This is a genomic window from Kribbella sp. NPDC002412 (genome assembly GCF_053592935.1).
This window is the reverse complement of sequence record NZ_JBSFBL010000002.1, coordinates 184,738-201,577: the sequence shown is the minus strand read 5'-3', so window position 1 is coordinate 201,577 and position 16,840 is coordinate 184,738. Positions and strand designations below refer to the sequence as shown.

General features: G+C 70.1%; 16 protein-coding genes. 10 read left to right on the top strand and 6 right to left on the bottom strand.

The genetic code is table 11. The features are described from left to right. The first annotated feature begins 71 nt into the window (after positions 1-71). The 4 genes from ACWCOV_RS02730 to ACWCOV_RS02715 all read left to right on the top strand — a co-directional run bounded on the left by ACWCOV_RS02730 (position 72) and on the right by ACWCOV_RS02715 (position 5,173). Positions 72-1,718, top strand: a complete 1,647-nt coding sequence (locus tag ACWCOV_RS02730) for an NAD-binding protein (protein WP_449827480.1) — start codon at positions 72-74, stop codon at positions 1,716-1,718. A gap of 52 nt (positions 1,719-1,770) precedes the next feature. Beyond that, positions 1,771-2,730 (top strand): co-chaperone YbbN, encoded by a 960-nt coding sequence (locus tag ACWCOV_RS02725; RefSeq protein WP_449827479.1) that lies wholly within the window; start codon positions 1,771-1,773, stop codon positions 2,728-2,730. A gap of 127 nt (positions 2,731-2,857) precedes the next feature. Continuing rightward, complete coding sequence (locus ACWCOV_RS02720; protein WP_449827478.1) at positions 2,858-3,742, top strand: MurR/RpiR family transcriptional regulator; 885 nt, start codon at positions 2,858-2,860, stop codon at positions 3,740-3,742. A 60-nt stretch (positions 3,743-3,802) separates the two neighbouring features. Next, complete coding sequence (locus ACWCOV_RS02715) at positions 3,803-5,173, top strand: hypothetical protein (protein ID WP_449827477.1); 1,371 nt, start codon at positions 3,803-3,805, stop codon at positions 5,171-5,173. Here ACWCOV_RS02715 and ACWCOV_RS02710 read toward each other — a convergent pair. After that, complete coding sequence (locus ACWCOV_RS02710; protein ID WP_449827476.1) at positions 5,154-6,353, bottom strand: citrate/2-methylcitrate synthase; 1,200 nt, start codon at positions 6,351-6,353, stop codon at positions 5,154-5,156. The genes ACWCOV_RS02715 and ACWCOV_RS02710 overlap by 20 nt on opposite strands. Positions 6,354-6,426: 73 nt before the next feature. Here ACWCOV_RS02710 and ACWCOV_RS02705 point away from each other — a divergent pair, with 73 nt between their 5' ends. Next, positions 6,427-7,566: a citrate/2-methylcitrate synthase gene (locus ACWCOV_RS02705; protein WP_449827475.1), complete on the top strand. Its 1,140-nt coding sequence runs from the start codon at positions 6,427-6,429 to the stop codon at positions 7,564-7,566. Between the two features lie 73 nt (positions 7,567-7,639). On the opposite strand, the gene ACWCOV_RS02700 is transcribed toward ACWCOV_RS02705, so the two are convergent. Further along, positions 7,640-9,082 (bottom strand): flavin-containing monooxygenase, encoded by a 1,443-nt coding sequence (locus ACWCOV_RS02700; protein ID WP_449827474.1) that lies wholly within the window; start codon positions 9,080-9,082, stop codon positions 7,640-7,642. A gap of 148 nt (positions 9,083-9,230) precedes the next feature. Between ACWCOV_RS02700 and ACWCOV_RS02695 the strand changes: the two genes are divergently transcribed. Both ACWCOV_RS02695 and ACWCOV_RS02690 read left to right on the top strand, forming a co-directional pair. Next, positions 9,231-9,602 (top strand): YciI family protein, encoded by a 372-nt coding sequence (locus tag ACWCOV_RS02695; protein WP_449827473.1) that lies wholly within the window; start codon positions 9,231-9,233, stop codon positions 9,600-9,602. Between the two features lie 29 nt (positions 9,603-9,631). After that, the gene (locus tag ACWCOV_RS02690) at positions 9,632-10,906 is read left to right on the top strand and encodes an RNA polymerase sigma factor (protein WP_449827472.1); all 1,275 of its coding nucleotides are present in this window, start codon (positions 9,632-9,634) and stop codon (positions 10,904-10,906) included. Here ACWCOV_RS02690 and ACWCOV_RS02685 read toward each other — a convergent pair. Continuing rightward, positions 10,875-11,330 (bottom strand): MerR family transcriptional regulator, encoded by a 456-nt coding sequence (locus ACWCOV_RS02685; protein ID WP_449827471.1) that lies wholly within the window; start codon positions 11,328-11,330, stop codon positions 10,875-10,877. The genes ACWCOV_RS02690 and ACWCOV_RS02685 overlap by 32 nt on opposite strands. A gap of 24 nt (positions 11,331-11,354) precedes the next feature. On the opposite strand from ACWCOV_RS02685, the gene ACWCOV_RS02680 reads away from it, so the two are divergent. Next, a complete protein-coding gene (locus ACWCOV_RS02680) occupies positions 11,355-12,791 on the top strand; it encodes a DHA2 family efflux MFS transporter permease subunit (RefSeq protein ID WP_449827470.1) in 1,437 nt (478 codons plus the stop codon). On the opposite strand, the gene ACWCOV_RS02675 is transcribed toward ACWCOV_RS02680, so the two are convergent. Both ACWCOV_RS02675 and ACWCOV_RS02670 read right to left on the bottom strand, forming a co-directional pair. Beyond that, a complete protein-coding gene (locus tag ACWCOV_RS02675; protein WP_449827469.1) occupies positions 12,773-13,729 on the bottom strand; it encodes an RNA polymerase subunit sigma-70 in 957 nt (318 codons plus the stop codon). The genes ACWCOV_RS02680 and ACWCOV_RS02675 overlap by 19 nt on opposite strands. Then, complete coding sequence (locus ACWCOV_RS02670; protein WP_449827468.1) at positions 13,713-14,615, bottom strand: alpha/beta hydrolase; 903 nt, start codon at positions 14,613-14,615, stop codon at positions 13,713-13,715. The genes ACWCOV_RS02675 and ACWCOV_RS02670 overlap by 17 nt, the downstream gene beginning before the upstream one ends. A 99-nt stretch (positions 14,616-14,714) precedes the next feature. On the opposite strand from ACWCOV_RS02670, the gene ACWCOV_RS02665 reads away from it, so the two are divergent. Next, complete coding sequence (locus tag ACWCOV_RS02665; RefSeq protein ID WP_449827467.1) at positions 14,715-15,098, top strand: DUF4870 domain-containing protein; 384 nt, start codon at positions 14,715-14,717, stop codon at positions 15,096-15,098. Positions 15,099-15,140: 42 nt separating this feature from the next. Continuing rightward, positions 15,141-15,971, top strand: a complete 831-nt coding sequence (locus tag ACWCOV_RS02660; RefSeq protein WP_449827466.1) for a phosphotransferase family protein — start codon at positions 15,141-15,143, stop codon at positions 15,969-15,971. Here the strand turns inward: ACWCOV_RS02660 and ACWCOV_RS02655 are convergent. Continuing rightward, complete coding sequence (locus ACWCOV_RS02655; RefSeq protein ID WP_449827465.1) at positions 15,952-16,839, bottom strand: NUDIX hydrolase; 888 nt, start codon at positions 16,837-16,839, stop codon at positions 15,952-15,954. The two genes, ACWCOV_RS02660 and ACWCOV_RS02655, sit on opposite strands and share 20 nt — an antisense overlap. Position 16,840 lies beyond the last annotated feature (1 nt).

The following is a 16,840-nucleotide window of genomic DNA, read 5'->3' as shown; positions in this document are numbered from 1 at the left end:
CACCGGCAGAATCCACTACCGATCCGCAGCCGACCGCAACGACCGCGCCTGCCTCGCTCGACGAGCGGAGCGTGGTCGTCTGCGGTTCGGACCGCACCATGCTGCGGGTCGTCACCGAACTGGTCGGCTCCGGCGAGCAGGTGACCGCGATCGTCAACCCCGCGTCCCGGCACTACGAACGGATCGGTGAGCTCGGCGCGAACGTGCTGGGCGTCCGCGTGATCAGCGAGGCGCTGCTCCGGCGGGCTGGTGTCGATGCGAAGGACGGGAAGCCGTCGACCGCGCGTGCCCTGGTGCTGCTGGACAACGACGACGTCCACAACGTCCACACTGCGCTGACCGCGCGGGACATGGATCCGGATCTGCGCATCGTCGTACAGATGGTCAATCCGCGGTTGGGTGCGCAGTTGCACAGCCTGCTCGGGGACTGCGTGGTGATCTCGGGGCCGTCGCTGGCGGCGCCGGCGTTCGTGTCGGACGCGCTGGAGGACGACGAGCTCACTTGGCTCGACCTCGGCGGCCGTCGGCTGGTCGCGGGTCAGGCGGATCTGATTCGGGATCCGCATCTCGCCGTACTGGCCGACACGACCTCGTCGGCCACTCCGGAGTTGCTGCCGGCCTTCAGCGACGACCCGACCGGCGACATCGTGCTCGGCACCGGCGTCCGCAGCGTCTGGCGGACCAAGGACGTACGGCGGGCCGGCTGGCTGATGGCGATGCGCGACGTCTTCGATCGCCGGGTGCGGCGGATCGCCGCGGTGATGGCGTTCCTGGTGATCAGCGGGACGGTGCTGACCCACTACATCGCGAACCCGAACATCGACTGGTGGCGTGCGCTGTACCTCGCCGCCGGCGCCGTCACGTCGGCCGGGATCGAGGACGACGCGTTCTCCAGCGCGGAGCCGTGGGCCAAGGTGGCCGCGGTCCTGGTGCAGCTGACCGGCATCGTGCTGATGGCGCTGCTGACCGCGGTAGTCGTCGACTCGTTGATCGGGGCCAGGCTGTCGCGGGTGATCGGTGGCGTGCGCGGCCGGCCGCGCAACCATGTCGTCGTCTGCGGTCTCGGTACGGTCGGTGCGCGCGTGCTCGAGATCCTGGCCGAGCGTGGCGTCGCGGTGGTCGGGGTCGAGCACGACGAGGACGCCCCCGGCGTACAGACCGCGCACCGGTTGCGGATCCCGGTGGTGATCGGAGACAGCAGCAACGAGGAGACGCTGCGGTCGGCTGGCGTCCAGCGGGCGCAGTCGGTGCTCGCGATCACCAACGGTGACATCACCAACCTGGAGTCCGCGATGGTCGTCCGCGACCTGAACCCGGAGGCGCGGATCACGATGCGGATGTTCGACCACGACCTGGCCCAGCGGGTCGAGCGACGGCTCGGACTCGGGCACAGCCGGTCGGTGTCGATGCTGGTCGCGCCGGCGATCGCGGCGGCGGTCGCCAACCGGCGCAGCCAGGTCACCGTGCCGGCCGGTCGCCGGGTCCTGCTGCTCACCGAGGTCACCGTCGAGCCGGGGTCGGTCGCGGGCGGGCTCCGGCTGGGCGAGCTGGACGAGGCGGGCGGCCTGCGGGTACTGGCCCGCCAGGACGGGACCACTTGGGACTGGTCCCCAGCAGTGAAGGGCGAGGTGCTCCGCCCAGGCGACCGAATCGCCGTCGCCGGCACCCGCAGCGGCCTGGCAAGGTTGCTCCTGGCGACCCGGGCACACCACGCCTGACCCGCGTCGGGGAGGATGGACCCGTGAACGTGAACGGAATGCGAGGGCAGTCGTGAGTCAGTCGAACTTCTCCCGTCCCGGGGCGATCGATCTGTCGTCCCTGCGCAGGCCTCCGGCGCCGGGTGGTCCCGCCGGGGCTCCCGCCGCGCCCGGTGCTCCGGCCGGCGCGCCGCCCGCCGGCGGCGCCGCGGGCTCGTACGTGCTGAACGTGAGCGAGCCGACCTTCCAGGCCGACGTGATCGAGCGGTCGCTGCAGGTCCCGGTGGTGGTCGAGTTCTGGTCGCCGCGGTCCCAGGGCTCGACCGCGCTCAGCCAGGTGCTGGCCCGGCTCTCCACCGAGTACGCCGGCAAGTTCCTGCTGGCCCGGATCGACATCGACGCGAACCCGCAGCTGGCCCAGGCGGTCGGTGTGCAGTCGGTTCCGCTGGTGATCGCCGTACTGCGGGGTCAGGTGGTCCCGCTGTTCCAGGGCGCGCCCGCGGAGGCGGAGGTGCGGCAGTACTTCGACCAGCTGCTCCAAGTGGCGGTCGCGAACGGCATCACCGGGCGCGCCGAGCCGGTCGGCCCGGCCGCGGAGGCGCCGGAGGAGGAAGAGCCGGCGCCGAACCCGCGGTACGAGAAGGCGGAGAACGCGGTCGGCGCCGGTGACCTGGACGGCGCGATCGCGGCGTACGAAGAGTTGCTGAAGGAGACCCCGAACGACGCCGAGGCCAAGTCCGGCCTGGCCCGGGTCCAGCTGGTCAAGCGGACCCAGGACGTCCCCGCGGACGTGCGGACCCGCGCGGCCGACAACCCCGAGGACGTCGAGGCGCAGCAGTTGGTCGCCGACGTCGACCTGATGGGCGGCCACGTCGAGGACGCCTTCAACCGGCTGATCAAGACCATCCAGGTGACCGCCGGCGACGAGCGCAACGCCGTCCGGCTGCACCTGCTGGAGCTCTTCGAGGTCGTCGGCGCCGACGACGAGCGCGTGGTCAAGGCCCGCCGGCGGTTGATGGCGGCGCTTTTCTGAGGTCCTGACGCGCTTTCGACCCCCTCGGCCCGGTGAACTGGTGGCCGAGGGGGTCTTTTCGTGTGTCCGGTCCCGGCCGGGTGTGAACTCTTGCAATTCTTGCTCTCCAGGTTTGAGAATTATTCACATGAGCATGAGTGTGGTCGTCGCGTCACCCAGCCTGGAAGCCCGGATCAACGGGCTGCTGCCGGCGCTCAGCCCGGCCCAGGCCCGGATCGCGACCGAGGTACTGCGGGACCCGGCCGGCGTCGCGTCGTCCACGATCGGCCAGCTCGCCGCCCGCTGCGGGACCTCACTGCCGAGCGTCACCCGGTTCTGCCTGGCCCTAGGACTGTCCGGGTACGCCGAGCTCCGGCTGGCGCTCGCGGCCGAGACCGGACGGACCAGCAGCAGCTGGGAGCGCGGGACCGGTGCCGAGGTCGGGCCGGACGACTCGCTCGACGACGTCCTGCGCACGCTGCTGCAGGCCGACACCCGCGCGCTCGAGGACACGGTCGCGTCGATCGACGTGAGCGCCCTCGGCCGGGCGGTGCAGGCGATCTCCGACGCGCGGCGGATCGACATGTACGCCGTGTCGGGGTCGGCGTCGGTCGCCGAGGACCTGCGGTTGCGGCTGCACCGGATCGACCGCGCGGCCAGCACGTGGAGCGACGTACACAACGCGTTGACGAGCGCGGCGCTGCTCGGGCCCGGTGATGTTGCGATCGGCATCTCGCACAGCGGGGAGACGGTCGAGGTGCTGGAGCCGTTGCAGCGCGCGGGTCGTGGTGGTGCGACGACCGTTGCCGTGACCAACTATCCGCGGTCGCCGCTGGCGTTGTGCGCGGACGTCGTACTGCTGACCGCTGCTCGGGACGTCACCTTCCGCACCGGCGGGATGTCGGCGCGCCATGTGCAGATGCTCGTGCTCGACGCCCTCTATCTCGGGGTTGCGCAACGCGACTACCCGCTGGCCGAACAGGCCTTCGACGCGACCGCCGAGGCGGTCGCGTCGCACCGCAAACGGCCCTGAGCTTTCTGACCGGCCCCGTGCTCTTCGGCCGGCTCCGTCCACCCGCCCGTGAGGAGAATCATGCAGAGCCCCCACCGCATCCTTGGTCCCAGCCGTCGCGCCTTGCTGCTCGGCGCCGGGGCCACCGCCTTGACCGCCGCCACCTCGACCACCTCGGCTGTGGCCGCTTCGGTGTCTGGTGCTTCGACGTCCGCCGTTGCGGCGCCGTCGCCGGACGACCTGCCGTTGACCGGTGGGCCGGAGTTCCCGATCGGGTTGTTCTGGCCGCCACACCCGTACGCGAGCACTGCCGAGCGGTACGCCGAGATCAAGGCGGCCGGCTTCGACTTCATCATCTCCGGCAACTACGCCGGCGACGGCAACATCTTCCAGTACCAGCTCGGCCTGGCCCGCACCGCCGGGCTGCAGATGCTGATCTCTGACGACATCCAGATCCGGAACATGTCCCGCTGGTTCTCGATCTCGGACAACCCGGCCGACTTCCTCAGCGTCACGCCGGACGAGGCGCGAGCGCTCTACATCCGCGCCCGGGACGCCTACGGACCGTTCTCGTCACTGGCCGGCTTCAACCTGTACGACGAGCCGGGCGCCGGCTGGTTCGGGACGCTGGCCCGCGCGGTCGCGGTGTCCCGCGAGCTGGCTCCGCAGCTGTTGCCCTACATCAACCTGTTCCCGTCCAACGACCCGGCGTACTACCGCAGCTTCGTCGACGTGGTGAAGCCGTCGCTGATCTCGTTCGACCGGTACCCGCTGCTGTCCGAGGGGCGTGAGGACGGGAACTACTTCCACAACTGGGCGATCGTCCGGGACGCGGCCCTGCACGGCGACATCCCGGCCTGGGTGTTCATCCAGACCCTTGCCTACGACAACCATCGGGAGCCGACCGCGGCCGAGCTGCTCTGGCAGGTCAACATCAGCCTGGCCTACGGCGCGAAGGGCATCCAGTACTTCACCTACTGGACTCCGGAGGCGGCCCGCGGTGAGGGCTTCGGGCCGGCGTTGATCACGGTCGACGGCCGCCGTACACCTCGGTACGCCGCTGCGCGCACGATCAACACCACCTGGCTGCACCAGGTCGGCCGTGAGCTCAAGCCGCTCGTGTCGGAGTCCGTCGTACACGCCAATGAGACACCGCTCCCGAACGGGACGGTGGGCTTCACGCCGACTGCCTTGATCTCCGGCGTCTCCGGATCAGCTGCCGTGCTGGGGACCTTCGCTGCCCGGGACGGCTCGGCCGATCGGTGGGTGCTGGTCGCCAACCGGTCGCACTCTCTCGAAGCTCGAACCACGGTCACGCCGAACCCGGGCGGCGTCGCCTCGGTCGGCGTCTTCGACCCTCGCACGCAGACCTACGCCGGCCGCGGCGTCACGCCGATCCCGCTCAAGCTGGCACCCGGCGCCGCCACCCTGCTCAAGCTTCAAGCCCGCTGACCCCGGTGTAGACGCCGAGAGCCCGGAACCGCAGAGCCGGCGCCGCGTACTCCTCCAGCGCGTGCGCGGTCCATCCGACGATCCGCGCGAGCGCGAACAACGCGTCGCCGGCATCTGCCCGGAACTCGAAGGCATGCATCATCGCGGCCACGGCCAGGTCGCTGTTCGGGAAGGCCGGCATCCGCGCGCTGAGCACCTTCACTGTCTCCACGATCGGGTGGTCGGCGAGGAGGTCGAGCAACACCTCGGCGCGTGGATCGCGGTCTTTGTAGATCCGGTGGCCGAAGCCGGGCACCGGCTCGCCCGACCGGAGCTGGTCGGACAACGCCTGCAGCGGATCCCTCTGGGCCTTCTCGAGGAACTCGTACGCCAGCGTCGGCGCGGCGCCGTGGTACTGCCCGTCCAAGGCGCCGAGTCCCGCCGACACCACGGCGTACAGGTTCGCCCGCGCACTCGCCGCCACCCGAGCCGCAACCGTCGACACCGCCAGCCCATGATCAGCCAACAGAACCAACGCCGCCTCGAGCACCCTGGCGCCGTCGATCGGCCGCTGGCCGGCCTGCTCGGCCCGGTCGGGTTGCCGTGACAGCTTCGGCCACAGCCGGGCGCCGAGCGACCGCTCGGCTACTACGGGCCCGGGTAGTGCGGCCACCAGGACGCCGATCAGGTTCTCCGCGGCCAGGACCACCGACTGCGGCGTCAGGTCGAACCGCATCGGATCAGCCGCTCCCAGGGCGGTGACCGCGACCCGGAGACGGTCCGTCAGCCGTGCAGAGTCAGGAAGGACGTTCATCGCCGACCTGGCCAGCTGGACGGAGGCGCGTGTGACGGGAAACGGCTGCTGGTCGGCAAGCTCACCGGTCCACAGCAGGTGCGCCACCGACTCGACCGTCCGGCTGGTCGCGAGCTCGCGCACCGAATGCCCGCGGTAGTACAGCTCGTCGTCGTTCAGCAGCGTCAGCTCGGTCTCGATCTGCTCGACCACCCCGGAGTGCTCGACGGACTTGCTCGCCAGCCGCTCGACCTCGGCCGCCGCGAACAAGCTGCCGCGCCGCCCCCGAGCCCGCACACTCGTCAGCAAACCGCGGCTCACGTACGCGTAAATCGTCTCCGGCTTGACCTTCAGCCGCCGCGCGACCTCCGCCGTCGTCAGGTAATTCTCGTCACTCTGCGGGCCCATCCAGCGCTCCTCCGAGCTCCATGTTGACTGGATCAATATTGACAATCATTGATCGCCTGTCAACTCTGAAGATATGTCAACCACGATCAATGTGCCGCCTGGTCTGCGCAACGTCGTCGTCACCGAGACGACCCTCGGCGACGTCCGCGGTGACGAGGGGTTCTACCACTACCGCGAGTACTCGGCGATCGACCTCGCCAAGTCGAAGACGCTCGAAGACGTCTGGTTCCTGATGTTCGAGGGCCGGCTCCCGACCACGGCCGAGCGGGACCGCTTCGTTGCCGAGCTGGCGCGGCTGCGGGTGCTCCCGGACGAGGTCCGCGCCGTGCTGCCCGCGATCGCGACCGCCGGCCCGGTGTTCAACCCGCTCGCCGGTCTCCGCACTGCCCTGTCGCTCCTGGCCGCCGTCCGGCGTCTCCCGCCGCTGTGGGACGCGGATCCGGTACGCCGGAAGGCCGACGCGATGCTGGTGTGCGCGGTGACGCCGACAATCCTGGCCGCGCTGTACCGCCTCCGCGAGGGGCAGGAGCCGCTGGAGCCACGCGCCGACCTGACTGCCGCGGCGAACTGGCTCTACCTGGTGACCGGCGCCGAGCCCACCGCCGTACAGGCCGCCGCGATCGAGCACTACCTCGTCGCCACCGTTGACCACGGGTTCAACGCGTCGACGTTCACTGCGCGGGTGATCGCGTCGACCGGCGCCGACGTGGTATCCGCCATCGCGGGTGCGATCGGGGCGTTCTCCGGTCCGCTGCACGGCGGCGCACCGGACCGGGCCCTGGCCAGCCTGGACGAGATCGGCACTCCGGACCGGATCGACGCGTGGGTTCGCGCAAAGGTGTCGGCGGGGGACCGGATCATGGGGTTCGGGCACGCGGTCTACCGGACCGAGGACCCGCGGTCGCTGATGCTGCGGGACATCGCCCGCGGCCTGGGCGGGGACCTGGTGGACTTCGCCACCACGGTCGAGCAGCGAATCGTCGACGTACTCGCCGAGCTCAAGCCGGGTCGCAACCTCTACGCCAACGTGGAGTTCTACGCCGGCGTGGTGATGGAGCTCTGCGGCCTGCCGCGCGCGATGTTCACCCCCACCTTCGCCGTCAGCCGTGTCATCGGCTGGTCCGCCAACATCCTCGAGCAGTCCACCGACCCCAAGATCATCCGGCCGATCGCCACGTACGTCGGCCCGCAGCCTCCGGCCCCGGTCCCGTAGCCTGCCCGGTCCCGTAACCCATCCGCTGCCGTAGCCGGCCTGGTGCGGTCGTCCAGCGGCCGCACCACCCCGGTCAGGCAGCCGGCTTGAAGCGCATGGCCTCGTCGGTGATCGGGCCGAAGCGCAGGAGGACGAGGTCGCGGGGGTAGTTCTGGCGGAGGCGCCACGGGCCGCGGGCGCCTTGGCGGGGAAGAATCGACGCGGCGCGCTGGATGTAGCCGGAGGACAGATCGACGACCGGTCGGCGTGGAGCGTCGTACTCGGACTGGTCGATCTCGGGCACACAGATGCTGGTGCCGGTGGCGGTGAGGTGGTTGAGCAGACGGCAGACGTACTGCGACGTCAGGTCCGAGCGGAGCGTCCAGGAGTTGTTGGTGTAGCCGATGCACCAAGCAAGGTTGGGTACGCCGCTCAGCATCATGCCTTTGTAGACGAACGTGTCGTGCGGATCCACAGCGCGACCGTCGACCGTCAGCTGGATCTTGCCCAGGGCAACCATGCGCAGTCCGGTCGCGGTGACGACCACGTCGGCCGCCAGCTCCTGGCCGGACCGCAGTCGCAGACCGGTCGGCGTGAACGTCTCGATCTCGTCAGTGACCACAGTGGCCGAGCCCTTGCGCAGTACCTTGAACAGATCGGCGTCCGGGACCAGGCACAGCCGCTGGTCCCACGGCTTGTAGCGCGGGGTGAAGTGCGGATCCGCTGGGATCGAGGCGGGCAGTTGCTTGGCCACTGTGCTGTTCAGGAACCACGCAGCATGCGCCGGCCACCGCCGGAACGCGCTGTAGACCGCTGAGCTGAAGGCAACGTTCTTGCCCCGGATCAGCCGGTGCGCAAGCTTCTCCGGCAGTACGGCGCGCAGCCGGTCGGACAACGCGTCATGGGCAGGCCTCGACGCGACGTAGCTCGGCGAGCGCTGCAGCATCGTGACGTGCTCCGCCGTACTCGCCATGGCGGGTACGAGTGTCACAGCCGTCGCGCCGCTGCCGATCACGACTACTCGCTTCCCCGAGTAGTCCAGGTCCTCCGGCCAGTGCTGCGGATGCACCACCTGGCCCTGGAACTCATTCTGCCCGGGGAAGTCGACCACGTAGCCCGAGTCGTAGTCGTAGTACCCGCTGCACACATACAGGAACGAGCAGGTGTACGACGCTTTGGTCGTCTCCACGGTCCACCGCGCATCCGCTGACGACCACGACGCCCGTACGACGCGCTCGCCGAACCGGATGTGCTTGTCGATGCCGTAGGCGGCCGCGGTCTCGTGCAGGTAGTCGAGGATCGCCGGACCGTCCGCGATCGCCTTGGCCGCCTTCCAGGGGTGGAACGGGAAGCCGAGCGTGAACATGTCGGAGTCCGACCGGACGCCGGGGTAGCGGAACAGGTCCCAGGTGCCGCCGATGCTGTCCCGCGCCTCGAGGATCGCGTACGAGCGCTCCGGACTCTGCGTCTGGATCCGGTACCCGGCCCCGATCCCGGACAGCCCGGCACCGACGACAAGCACATCCAGATGCTCCACGAGCCGCCTCCTGAGTCACCGTGTTGAGTACCCAGTCAACAGTACGGGAAGGGCAGGATTGGAAAAGTCCTGTCGGGTGTTGTCGATTCCGCCGGGTGCCGATCGTCAGCAAGATGTTCAGTACAAGCCCTAGACGAGGGAGCCGGAGATGGCGCAGTACATGTTCCTGCTGTTCGACAGCGAAGAGTGGTACGACAACATCACGCCGGAGGATTGGCAGCAGGCGATGAAGCTGCACGGCGCGTTCACCGAGGCAGTGGAGAAGGCCGGGGCGCGGATCCTCGGTGGCGAGGCGCTGGAGCGGTCGAGCACCGCGAGCACGGTGCGGCAGCGCGAGGGCGCCGAGCCGCTGGTCACCGACGGGCCGTTCATCGAGACCAAGGAGGCGCTCGGCGGCTTCTACGTGATCGAGGCGCGCGACCTCGACCAGGCGCTCGAGCTCGCCAAGATCTGCCCGTCGGGGAACGTCGAGGTCCGCCCCGTGATGCCCACCTCGGGCGACGCCGAGCCCCCGGCCTGACCCCGCCGGCCTGACAGAACCGGCCTGACATGGCGCAGCAGCCGGGTGCCCCGACGGACCTTCCACCGTCGGCGTACCCGCCTGCGCCGGTCGAGGTGGCCCGAGTAGTCGACCGGGCGCATCGGGAGAGCTGGTCCACGGTGCTCGTGTCGGTGGTGCGGCTGACGCGGGACCTGGACCTGGCCGAGGACTGCACGCAGGACGCGTTCGTCCAAGCATTGCGGACCTGGCCGGACGGCATCCCCGCCAACCCAGGTGGCTGGCTGACCACGGTCGCGCGGCGGCTCGCCCTGGACCGGATGCGGCGGGAGACGAACCTGCGGCGGAAGCTTCCGTTGCTGGTCGAGGATCCGGTCGCGCCGGACGACGTGGAGCAGCCGACGGACCCGCTGCGGCTGGTGTTCACCTGCTGCCACCCGGCGCTGGCGCGGGACTCGCAGGTGGCGTTGACGTTGCGGCTGATCTGCGGCCTGACCACGCGCGAGGTGGCGGCCGGCCTGCTGATCAGCGAGCCGACGGCGGCTGCGCGGATCACCCGGGCGAAGAAGAAGATCGCGGCGGCCTCGATCCCGTACCGGATCCCGGCCGACGAGGAGTTGCCGGCGCGGCTGGACGCCGTACTGACGGTGGTGCATCTGGTCTACACGGCTGGGCATGTGGCGGCTGGGTCCGAGTTGACGCGGACGGACCTGACCGGGCGGGCGGTGGAGCTGGCACGGATGCTGGTGCGGTTGATGCCGAACGAGGCGGAGCCGCAGGCGTTGCTGGGTTTGCTGTTGATGACGGAGGCGCGGGGGGACGCGCGGGTGAGCGAGGACGGGGAGCTGGTGCTGCTGGCGGACCAGGACCGGTCGCGGTGGGACATCCGGATGCTGGCCGAAGGTGTGTCCCGGGCGACGGCCGCGCTGGAGCGGGGACAGGGGAGGTTCGCGCTGCAGGCAGCTGTGGCGGGACTGCACGTGACCGCGCCGTCGTGGGAGAAGACGGACTGGGGCCAGGTCGTGCGGATGTACGACGCGATGATGATCAGCTGGCCGACGCCCATCGTCGCGCTCAACCGGGCTGCCGCGCGCAGTCTCGTCCCGGGGGCCGACCTCGACCAGGTCCTGGCCGAGCTAGATGCTCTCAGCAACGAGTCTGCGCTGAAGTCCTACGCGTACCTGCCCGCGGCGCGAGCCGATGTCCTCGCTCGCCTCGGCCGGGTGGCCGAAGCGGCCGACGCGTACCACTTGGCGATCACGCTGACGGCGAACGAGACTGAACGGCGCTTCCTCAGCCACCGCTTGGCTGGTCTTCCGGACTGAGACCCGCCCAGAGCATGTCGGCGGTGCCGGCTTGCAGGCGGCCCCGGTAGACGTCGATCTTGTGGTCGATGAGCTCGAGGTTGTCCTGGAGCTCGGCGAGTTTCGCGAGGACCTCGGCGCGGTGGGTCTCGAGGAGCTCCAGCCGGTCCTTCTCGTTGCCCCGGCCGGCGGACACGAGGTCGGCGTACGCGCGGATCGTTCGGATCGGCATGCCGGTGGCGCGCAGGCGGGTGCAGACGTTGATCCAGTCCAGGTCGAGTTGCCGGTAGCGGCGGCGGTTGCCGGCCGTCCGGTCCACGGTGGTGACGACCAGCCCGGCGCGCTCGTAGTACCGCAGGGTGTGCACGCTCACCCCGGTCCGCCGAGCCGCCTCGGCAATACTCACGCCGGCTTCGGATGATGTGGATCGGTTGACTTCGAGCACGCTCCAAATCCTAGCGTCGTGGATATGAGTGCTCCAGCGGTCCAACTGGCGGCGTCCGGTGAGCTGAGTCGGCGGCGCCGGCGGGGCGTGCTGGCGATCTGCTGCGCCAGCATCGTCGTGGTGGTGATGGACATTTCCATCGTCAACGTGGCGTTGCCGTCGATCCGGAGTGATCTGGGCGCCTCGATGTCCGGGCTGCAGTGGACGGTGGACGCCTACACGCTGGTGCTGGCGAGCTTTCTGTTGCTGGCCGGGTCCACCGCCGACCGGGTCGGGCGGCGTCGGGTGTTCCTGACCGGGCTGGCGTTGTTCGGGCTGGGGTCGCTGGTGTGTGGGCTGGCGCCGGGGATCGGGTGGCTGATCGGGGCACGGGCGCTGCAGGCGATCGGCGGCACGATGCTGAATCCGGTGGCGATGGCGATCGTGGCCACGACGTTCCCGGACCGGGTGGAGCGGGCTCGGGCGATCGGGGTGTTCGGCGCGATGTCCGGGCTGGCACTGGCGTTGGGTCCGATTCTCGGTGGTGCGCTGGTCGACGGGTTCGGGTGGCGGGCGGTGTTCTGGGTGAATCTGCCGATCGTCGCGGCGGCGATCGTCTCCACCGCCCTGTTCGTGCCGGAGTCCCGCGCGACCCGCGCACGCCGCGTCGATCCGATCGGCCAGTTGCTGGTGATACTGCTCCTTGGCAGCGTCGTGTACGCGATCATCGAGGCAGGCAGTCTGGGCTGGACGTCCCCGGTGATCATCGGCCTGCTGTGCCTCGCCGTACTCGCGGCGGTGAGCCTGCTCGGCTACGAAGCGCGCAGAGCTGATCCGTTGCTGGAGTTGCGGCTGTTCCGCAGTGTCCCGTTCAGCTCGGCGATCCTGATGGCGCTGTTCGCGCTCTGCGGTTTCGGCGCGTTCCTGTTCGTCACCACGCTTTACCTGCAGAACATCCGCGGATTGCCGGCCCTCACCGCCGGGCTTTGCCTGCTCCCGGTCGGAGCGCTGATCATGGTGCTCTCGCCGTTCACCGGCCGCATCGTGGGCAGCCGAGGTCCTCGGCTTCCGCTCGCAGTGGCCGGTACGGCGCTCGCCCTCGGCGCCGGCGCCTCGCTCTGGATCGGCGCGACGACTCCGCTGCCGATCGTGCTCGCCGTCTACCTGCTCTTCGGCATCTTCCTCGGCACGGTCAATCCACCGATCACCAACTCGGCAGTCTCCGGCATGCCCACCTCGATGGTCGGCCTGGCCGCCTCCGTCGCCTCGGCGGCCCGCCAGACCGGCACTACCTTCGGCGTAGCAGTCGCGGGCGCGATCATCGGCTCCACGGCCTCGGCCGGCCCGCAAGCATTCACGATGGCCGAACACCGGGTCTGGTGGCCGGTCGCAGTCCTAGGTCTCGCAATCCTTGCCCTGGCCATCCTCAGCACGACCTCCTGGGCGCAGTCGACTGTCCTCACTCACGCCGACGACAGCTGAAGCGGCAGGCCGAACCTGGTCACGAGTTCAGGCGCGCTGAAGACGTAGATGTGCGTCAGACCCGTGGGCGTGGGTGTGAGGACGGCGAGACCGAAGGCCTGATGGACCCCATCGGCGTCCCGGACATAGGCAGCCGCGGCCGGCTGGCCGTTGGCCGTCGTACCGATCATGCGCCAGTCGCCGGGGGAGCCGACTGCCTGTTCCAGCAAGCGCAGGCAGGTTACGCGGCCGGCGAACCAGGTGCTGGTGCCGACCAGCTCGATGGCTGCGTCCACGCGGAGGGCGCGTTCAAGCGCGGCGACATCGGCCTTCTCGAAGCCCTCGATGTAGGTGTCGAGCAGCGCACGGGCCCGCGGGTCGGTGGGCTCGATGACCGACGAGCGGTCCGGTGCGGCCTCGTCCAGGCGGGCGCGGGCTCGTTGCAGGGTGCTCTTCACGGCCGCGACCGTGGTGTCGAGCATGACCGCGACCTCCGCGGCCGGGAAGGCGAGCACCTCGCGCAGGATCAGTACGGCGCGCTGCTTCGGCGCGAGGTGTTGCAGCGCCGCGATGAGTGCCAGCCGGAGGCTCTCCCGCGTGGTCACGACGGTCTCGGGATCAAGGGACGCCAGCGAGTCCGGAAGCGGATCGACCCACGCGACGTCCGTCGGCGACGCGGGACCGGTGGGGTCGTGACCCGGCGCCCCGAGGCCGGACGGGAGCGCCCGCCTGCCGCGCTGCTCGAGCGCGGTCAGGCAGGCGTTGGTCGCGATCCGGTACAGCCAGACCCGCAGCGACGACCGCCCCTCGAAGGACGAGTACGAGCGCCACGCGCGCAGATAGGTCTCCTGGACGAGATCCTCGGCCTCGTCGACCGACGCGAGCATCCGGTAGCAGTGCGCCAGCAGCTCCTTCCGGAACGGCTCGGTACGGCGCTCGAACTCAGACCTGCCCGTCATCACGCTTCCCTGTGTACAGCAAGCGCGGCCGAACCCACTCGGCCAGCCGGTGAATCGCGTCGTCGGCCTCCGGCGCCCGCCCGGCCGCCATCTGGAAGGTGTGCTGCATGTCCGGAAACACATCCAGCCGTACGTCGACCCCGGCCGCGCGGGCGTGCGAGGCAAGCAGCCGAGCATCGTCCACCAGCACCTCGTCCCCGCCCACCTGGATGTAGATCGGCCCGAACCCGGCCAGCTTCCCGTACAGCGGGTTGGCCAGCGGATCCCGCGGATCCCCGTCCGGCCCGAGGAACGTGTCCACCAGCCCCAGCACGAGCTCCCGGTGGAAGAACGCGTCCCGCTCCCGGTTGGCGTCGTACGACGAACCACTCACCTCCATGTCCACCCACGGAGAGATCGCCAGCGTGGCAACCGGCAGTGGCAGCCCGAGCTCCCGGGCTCGCAGTTGCGTGGTGATCGCCAGGCCGCCACCGCACGAGTCGCCGCAGAACGCGACCGCCTCGACGCCCTGCTCCAGCAGCCACTGATACGCAGCGACCGCATCCTCGACCTGCGCCGGATGCACGTGCTCAGGCGCCAGCCGGTAGTCGAAGACCAGCGCCCGCGCCCCGACCGCCCGAGCCAGGTGCCCGAACAGCTTCCGGTGCGAGTACCGAGACCCGCCGACGAACCCGCCGCCGTGCATGCACAGCAGCACCCGGTCCGGTGGTGCGTCCTTCGGCACGGCCCACAGCGCAGGCAGGTCGTCCACCGCGAGGTAGTCCACCCCCGGCGGCTCGCTGGTCAGGCCCGCCCACGCGTGGTCGCCCGCCTCCCGGTCCGACGCCTGCGTGACGCGGGCCGCCTCCCAGTGCCGCCGTACCGCTTCCGACTCCTTGCTCGGCATCCTCGCCGCCCTTCCGTCGACAAACCGTTCGGCATACAGACCGGCGTGCGGCCGGAAAGGAATCGGTGACCGGCGTTGTCAGGCGTGTTTGACTGGAGTATGAGTGCGCCTGGAGCCGGGCCGCCGCTGTCGGCCTCGGAAGAGCGGACGTGGGGGATGGTGGCCCACGTCGGGGTGTTGGTCGCGGCCTGGTTCGCGATGGGATTCCTGTGCCCGCTGGTGATCTGGCTGGTGTACCGGTACCGGTCCGACTTCGTCCGGCGGCACGCGCTGGAGTCGCTGAACTTCCAGCTGTCGTTGCTGATCTACACCGCGGTCGCGGTGGTGCTGATCCTGATCACGTTCGGCCTGGGCGTGCTGATCATCATCCCGCTGGTGCTGATCGGCGCGGTCGCGGCGCTGGTGGTGATCGTCCTGGCCACCATGGCCGCGTCCAGCGGACGGGAGTACCGCTACCCGCTGACGATCCGCCTGGTGCGCTAATCCAGTTGGCCCGGCCGCCTCGGGTTTGGCAGAGTGCCCCAGGTGGAGCTGATCGGCCAGGGGATGGAAGGCGCCGTCTACGACCTCGGTGACGGACGGGTGCGCAAGACCTGGTTCGACCGGCGGCCGGACGACGTACGCCCGCTGCAGGCGTTTCTCGACGAGTTGCCGCCGCTCCCGTTCCGTACGCCGCGGCTCCGCGAGATCAGCGCGGACGACGAGGGGCTGGCCGTCAGCGTCGAGGACAAGCTGACCGGTACGGCGCTCCAGGACGCCGGACTCACCGAGCAGCAGGCGCTCGACGCGTTCGTCGCCGTGGTCGAGGCGCTCGGCACGACCACAGCCGGCCCGGCGAGCAAGGCGCTGCCCGTGCTCAACCAGCCGTTCTGGCGCGCCGACCTGTCCTGGGGCGAGGCGCTGGCAGCTCTGGTACGGCGTCGCGCCGCCGAGTCTCACCACCACCTCAAGCGCGACGTCCCCGACTTCGACGAGCGTCTGGAACGCCTCACGACCCGCCTGGCAACGATCGAGCCGGATCGGCTGAGTGTCGTCCACGGTGACATCTGCCCGCCGAACCTGCTGATGGACGGTCCGCGGACAGCCGCCGTACTGGACTGGGGCTTCTACTCGACGGCCGGTGACAACACCTTCGACGCCGCGCTGGCCGCCGGGTTCTTCGACATGTACGGCCCGGACGCGCAGCGGCTCGACAACCTGCTGCTCGACCGCTTCGAGGCACTCGGGCACGACCGGGAACGGATGTACCTGTACCGGGCGGCGTACGCCATCACCACCGCGACCATCTACGACGCCGACGCCGGCGACGGCCACTACGCCTGGTGCGTCGGCAACCTCAACCGGCTGGCTGGCTGATCGGGTTCCCGTCGCGCAGGTTGTGCAGGATCGTCGGCTTGGCGAGGACGAGCGGCAGCCGGCGCGCGTTCAGCGGGGACACCAGCCCTGCCAGGGCGTCCGGCTCGTGCCAGGCCACGCTGCGGATCTCGAAGCCGTCCGGCTGCAGGGTGTCGATCAGCGACGGGTCGTGGACGCCGCCGTCGTACAGGATCTCGATGGCGTCGCCCCAGCCCTCCCAGCGCGGCAGCCAGTCGATCGCGAGTACGCCGACCAGCGGCAGCGCGACTCCGACCTCCTCCTCCATCTCCCGCAACGCCCCGGTCGCCGGATCCTCGTCCGGCTCGACCACACCACCGGGCAGCTCCAGGTCCTTCTTGTAGCTGACCTGGCACAGCAGCACCCGGCCGGCGGTGTCCCGCACGACCACATGCGCGATGACCCGCTTCTTCGGCAGCGCGGAGTCCATCAGAGCCGTCCAGCCGGTCAGCGTGTCCGGGCGCGGGTCGTCCTTGCGCATCCCGTAGACGGCCACGTCGCGGCGCTCGTCCTCGACCAGGGCGGCGCCGCGCAGGATCCCCTCGCGCCGGAAGCCGGACCGGATCGCGACCCGCGCCGACGCGTGGATCTCCGGATCCACCTCGACCTGCAACCGCTCCAGGCCGAGCTCGTCGAAGGCGTACTCGGACACCAGCCGGACCGCGCGCTGGGCGGTCTCGGGGCCGCCGTCCATCGCCCAGGTGACCAGGCCGACACCCTGCGTAGTCCGCCGTACCTCGACAGTGCCCACCGGGCCGTCGTGCTCGACGTCGAAGGTCACCGTCTGCTGGTTCTGCCGCGACACGCGCAGCGTCAACTCACCATCGGTCAGTGGGGAAACGGCGGTCACC

Bases quoted from the DNA above. Each gene is read 5' to 3' on its own strand.
- ACWCOV_RS02720 (WP_449827478.1), top strand. From the start codon at position 2,858: ATGAGCATGAGTGTGGTCGTCGCGTCACCCAGCCTGGAAGCCCGGATC.
- ACWCOV_RS02715 (WP_449827477.1), top strand. From the start codon at position 3,803: ATGCAGAGCCCCCACCGCATCCTTGGTCCCAGCCGTCGCGCCTTGCTG.
- ACWCOV_RS02710 (WP_449827476.1), bottom strand. From the start codon at position 6,353: ATGGGCCCGCAGAGTGACGAGAATTACCTGACGACGGCGGAGGTCGCG.
- ACWCOV_RS02705 (WP_449827475.1), top strand. From the start codon at position 6,427: ATGTCAACCACGATCAATGTGCCGCCTGGTCTGCGCAACGTCGTCGTC.
- ACWCOV_RS02695 (WP_449827473.1), top strand. From the start codon at position 9,231: ATGGCGCAGTACATGTTCCTGCTGTTCGACAGCGAAGAGTGGTACGAC.
- ACWCOV_RS02690 (WP_449827472.1), top strand. From the start codon at position 9,632: ATGGCGCAGCAGCCGGGTGCCCCGACGGACCTTCCACCGTCGGCGTAC.
- ACWCOV_RS02680 (WP_449827470.1), top strand. From the start codon at position 11,355: ATGAGTGCTCCAGCGGTCCAACTGGCGGCGTCCGGTGAGCTGAGTCGG.
- ACWCOV_RS02675 (WP_449827469.1), bottom strand. From the start codon at position 13,729: ATGACGGGCAGGTCTGAGTTCGAGCGCCGTACCGAGCCGTTCCGGAAG.
- ACWCOV_RS02670 (WP_449827468.1), bottom strand. From the start codon at position 14,615: ATGCCGAGCAAGGAGTCGGAAGCGGTACGGCGGCACTGGGAGGCGGCC.
- ACWCOV_RS02665 (WP_449827467.1), top strand. From the start codon at position 14,715: ATGAGTGCGCCTGGAGCCGGGCCGCCGCTGTCGGCCTCGGAAGAGCGG.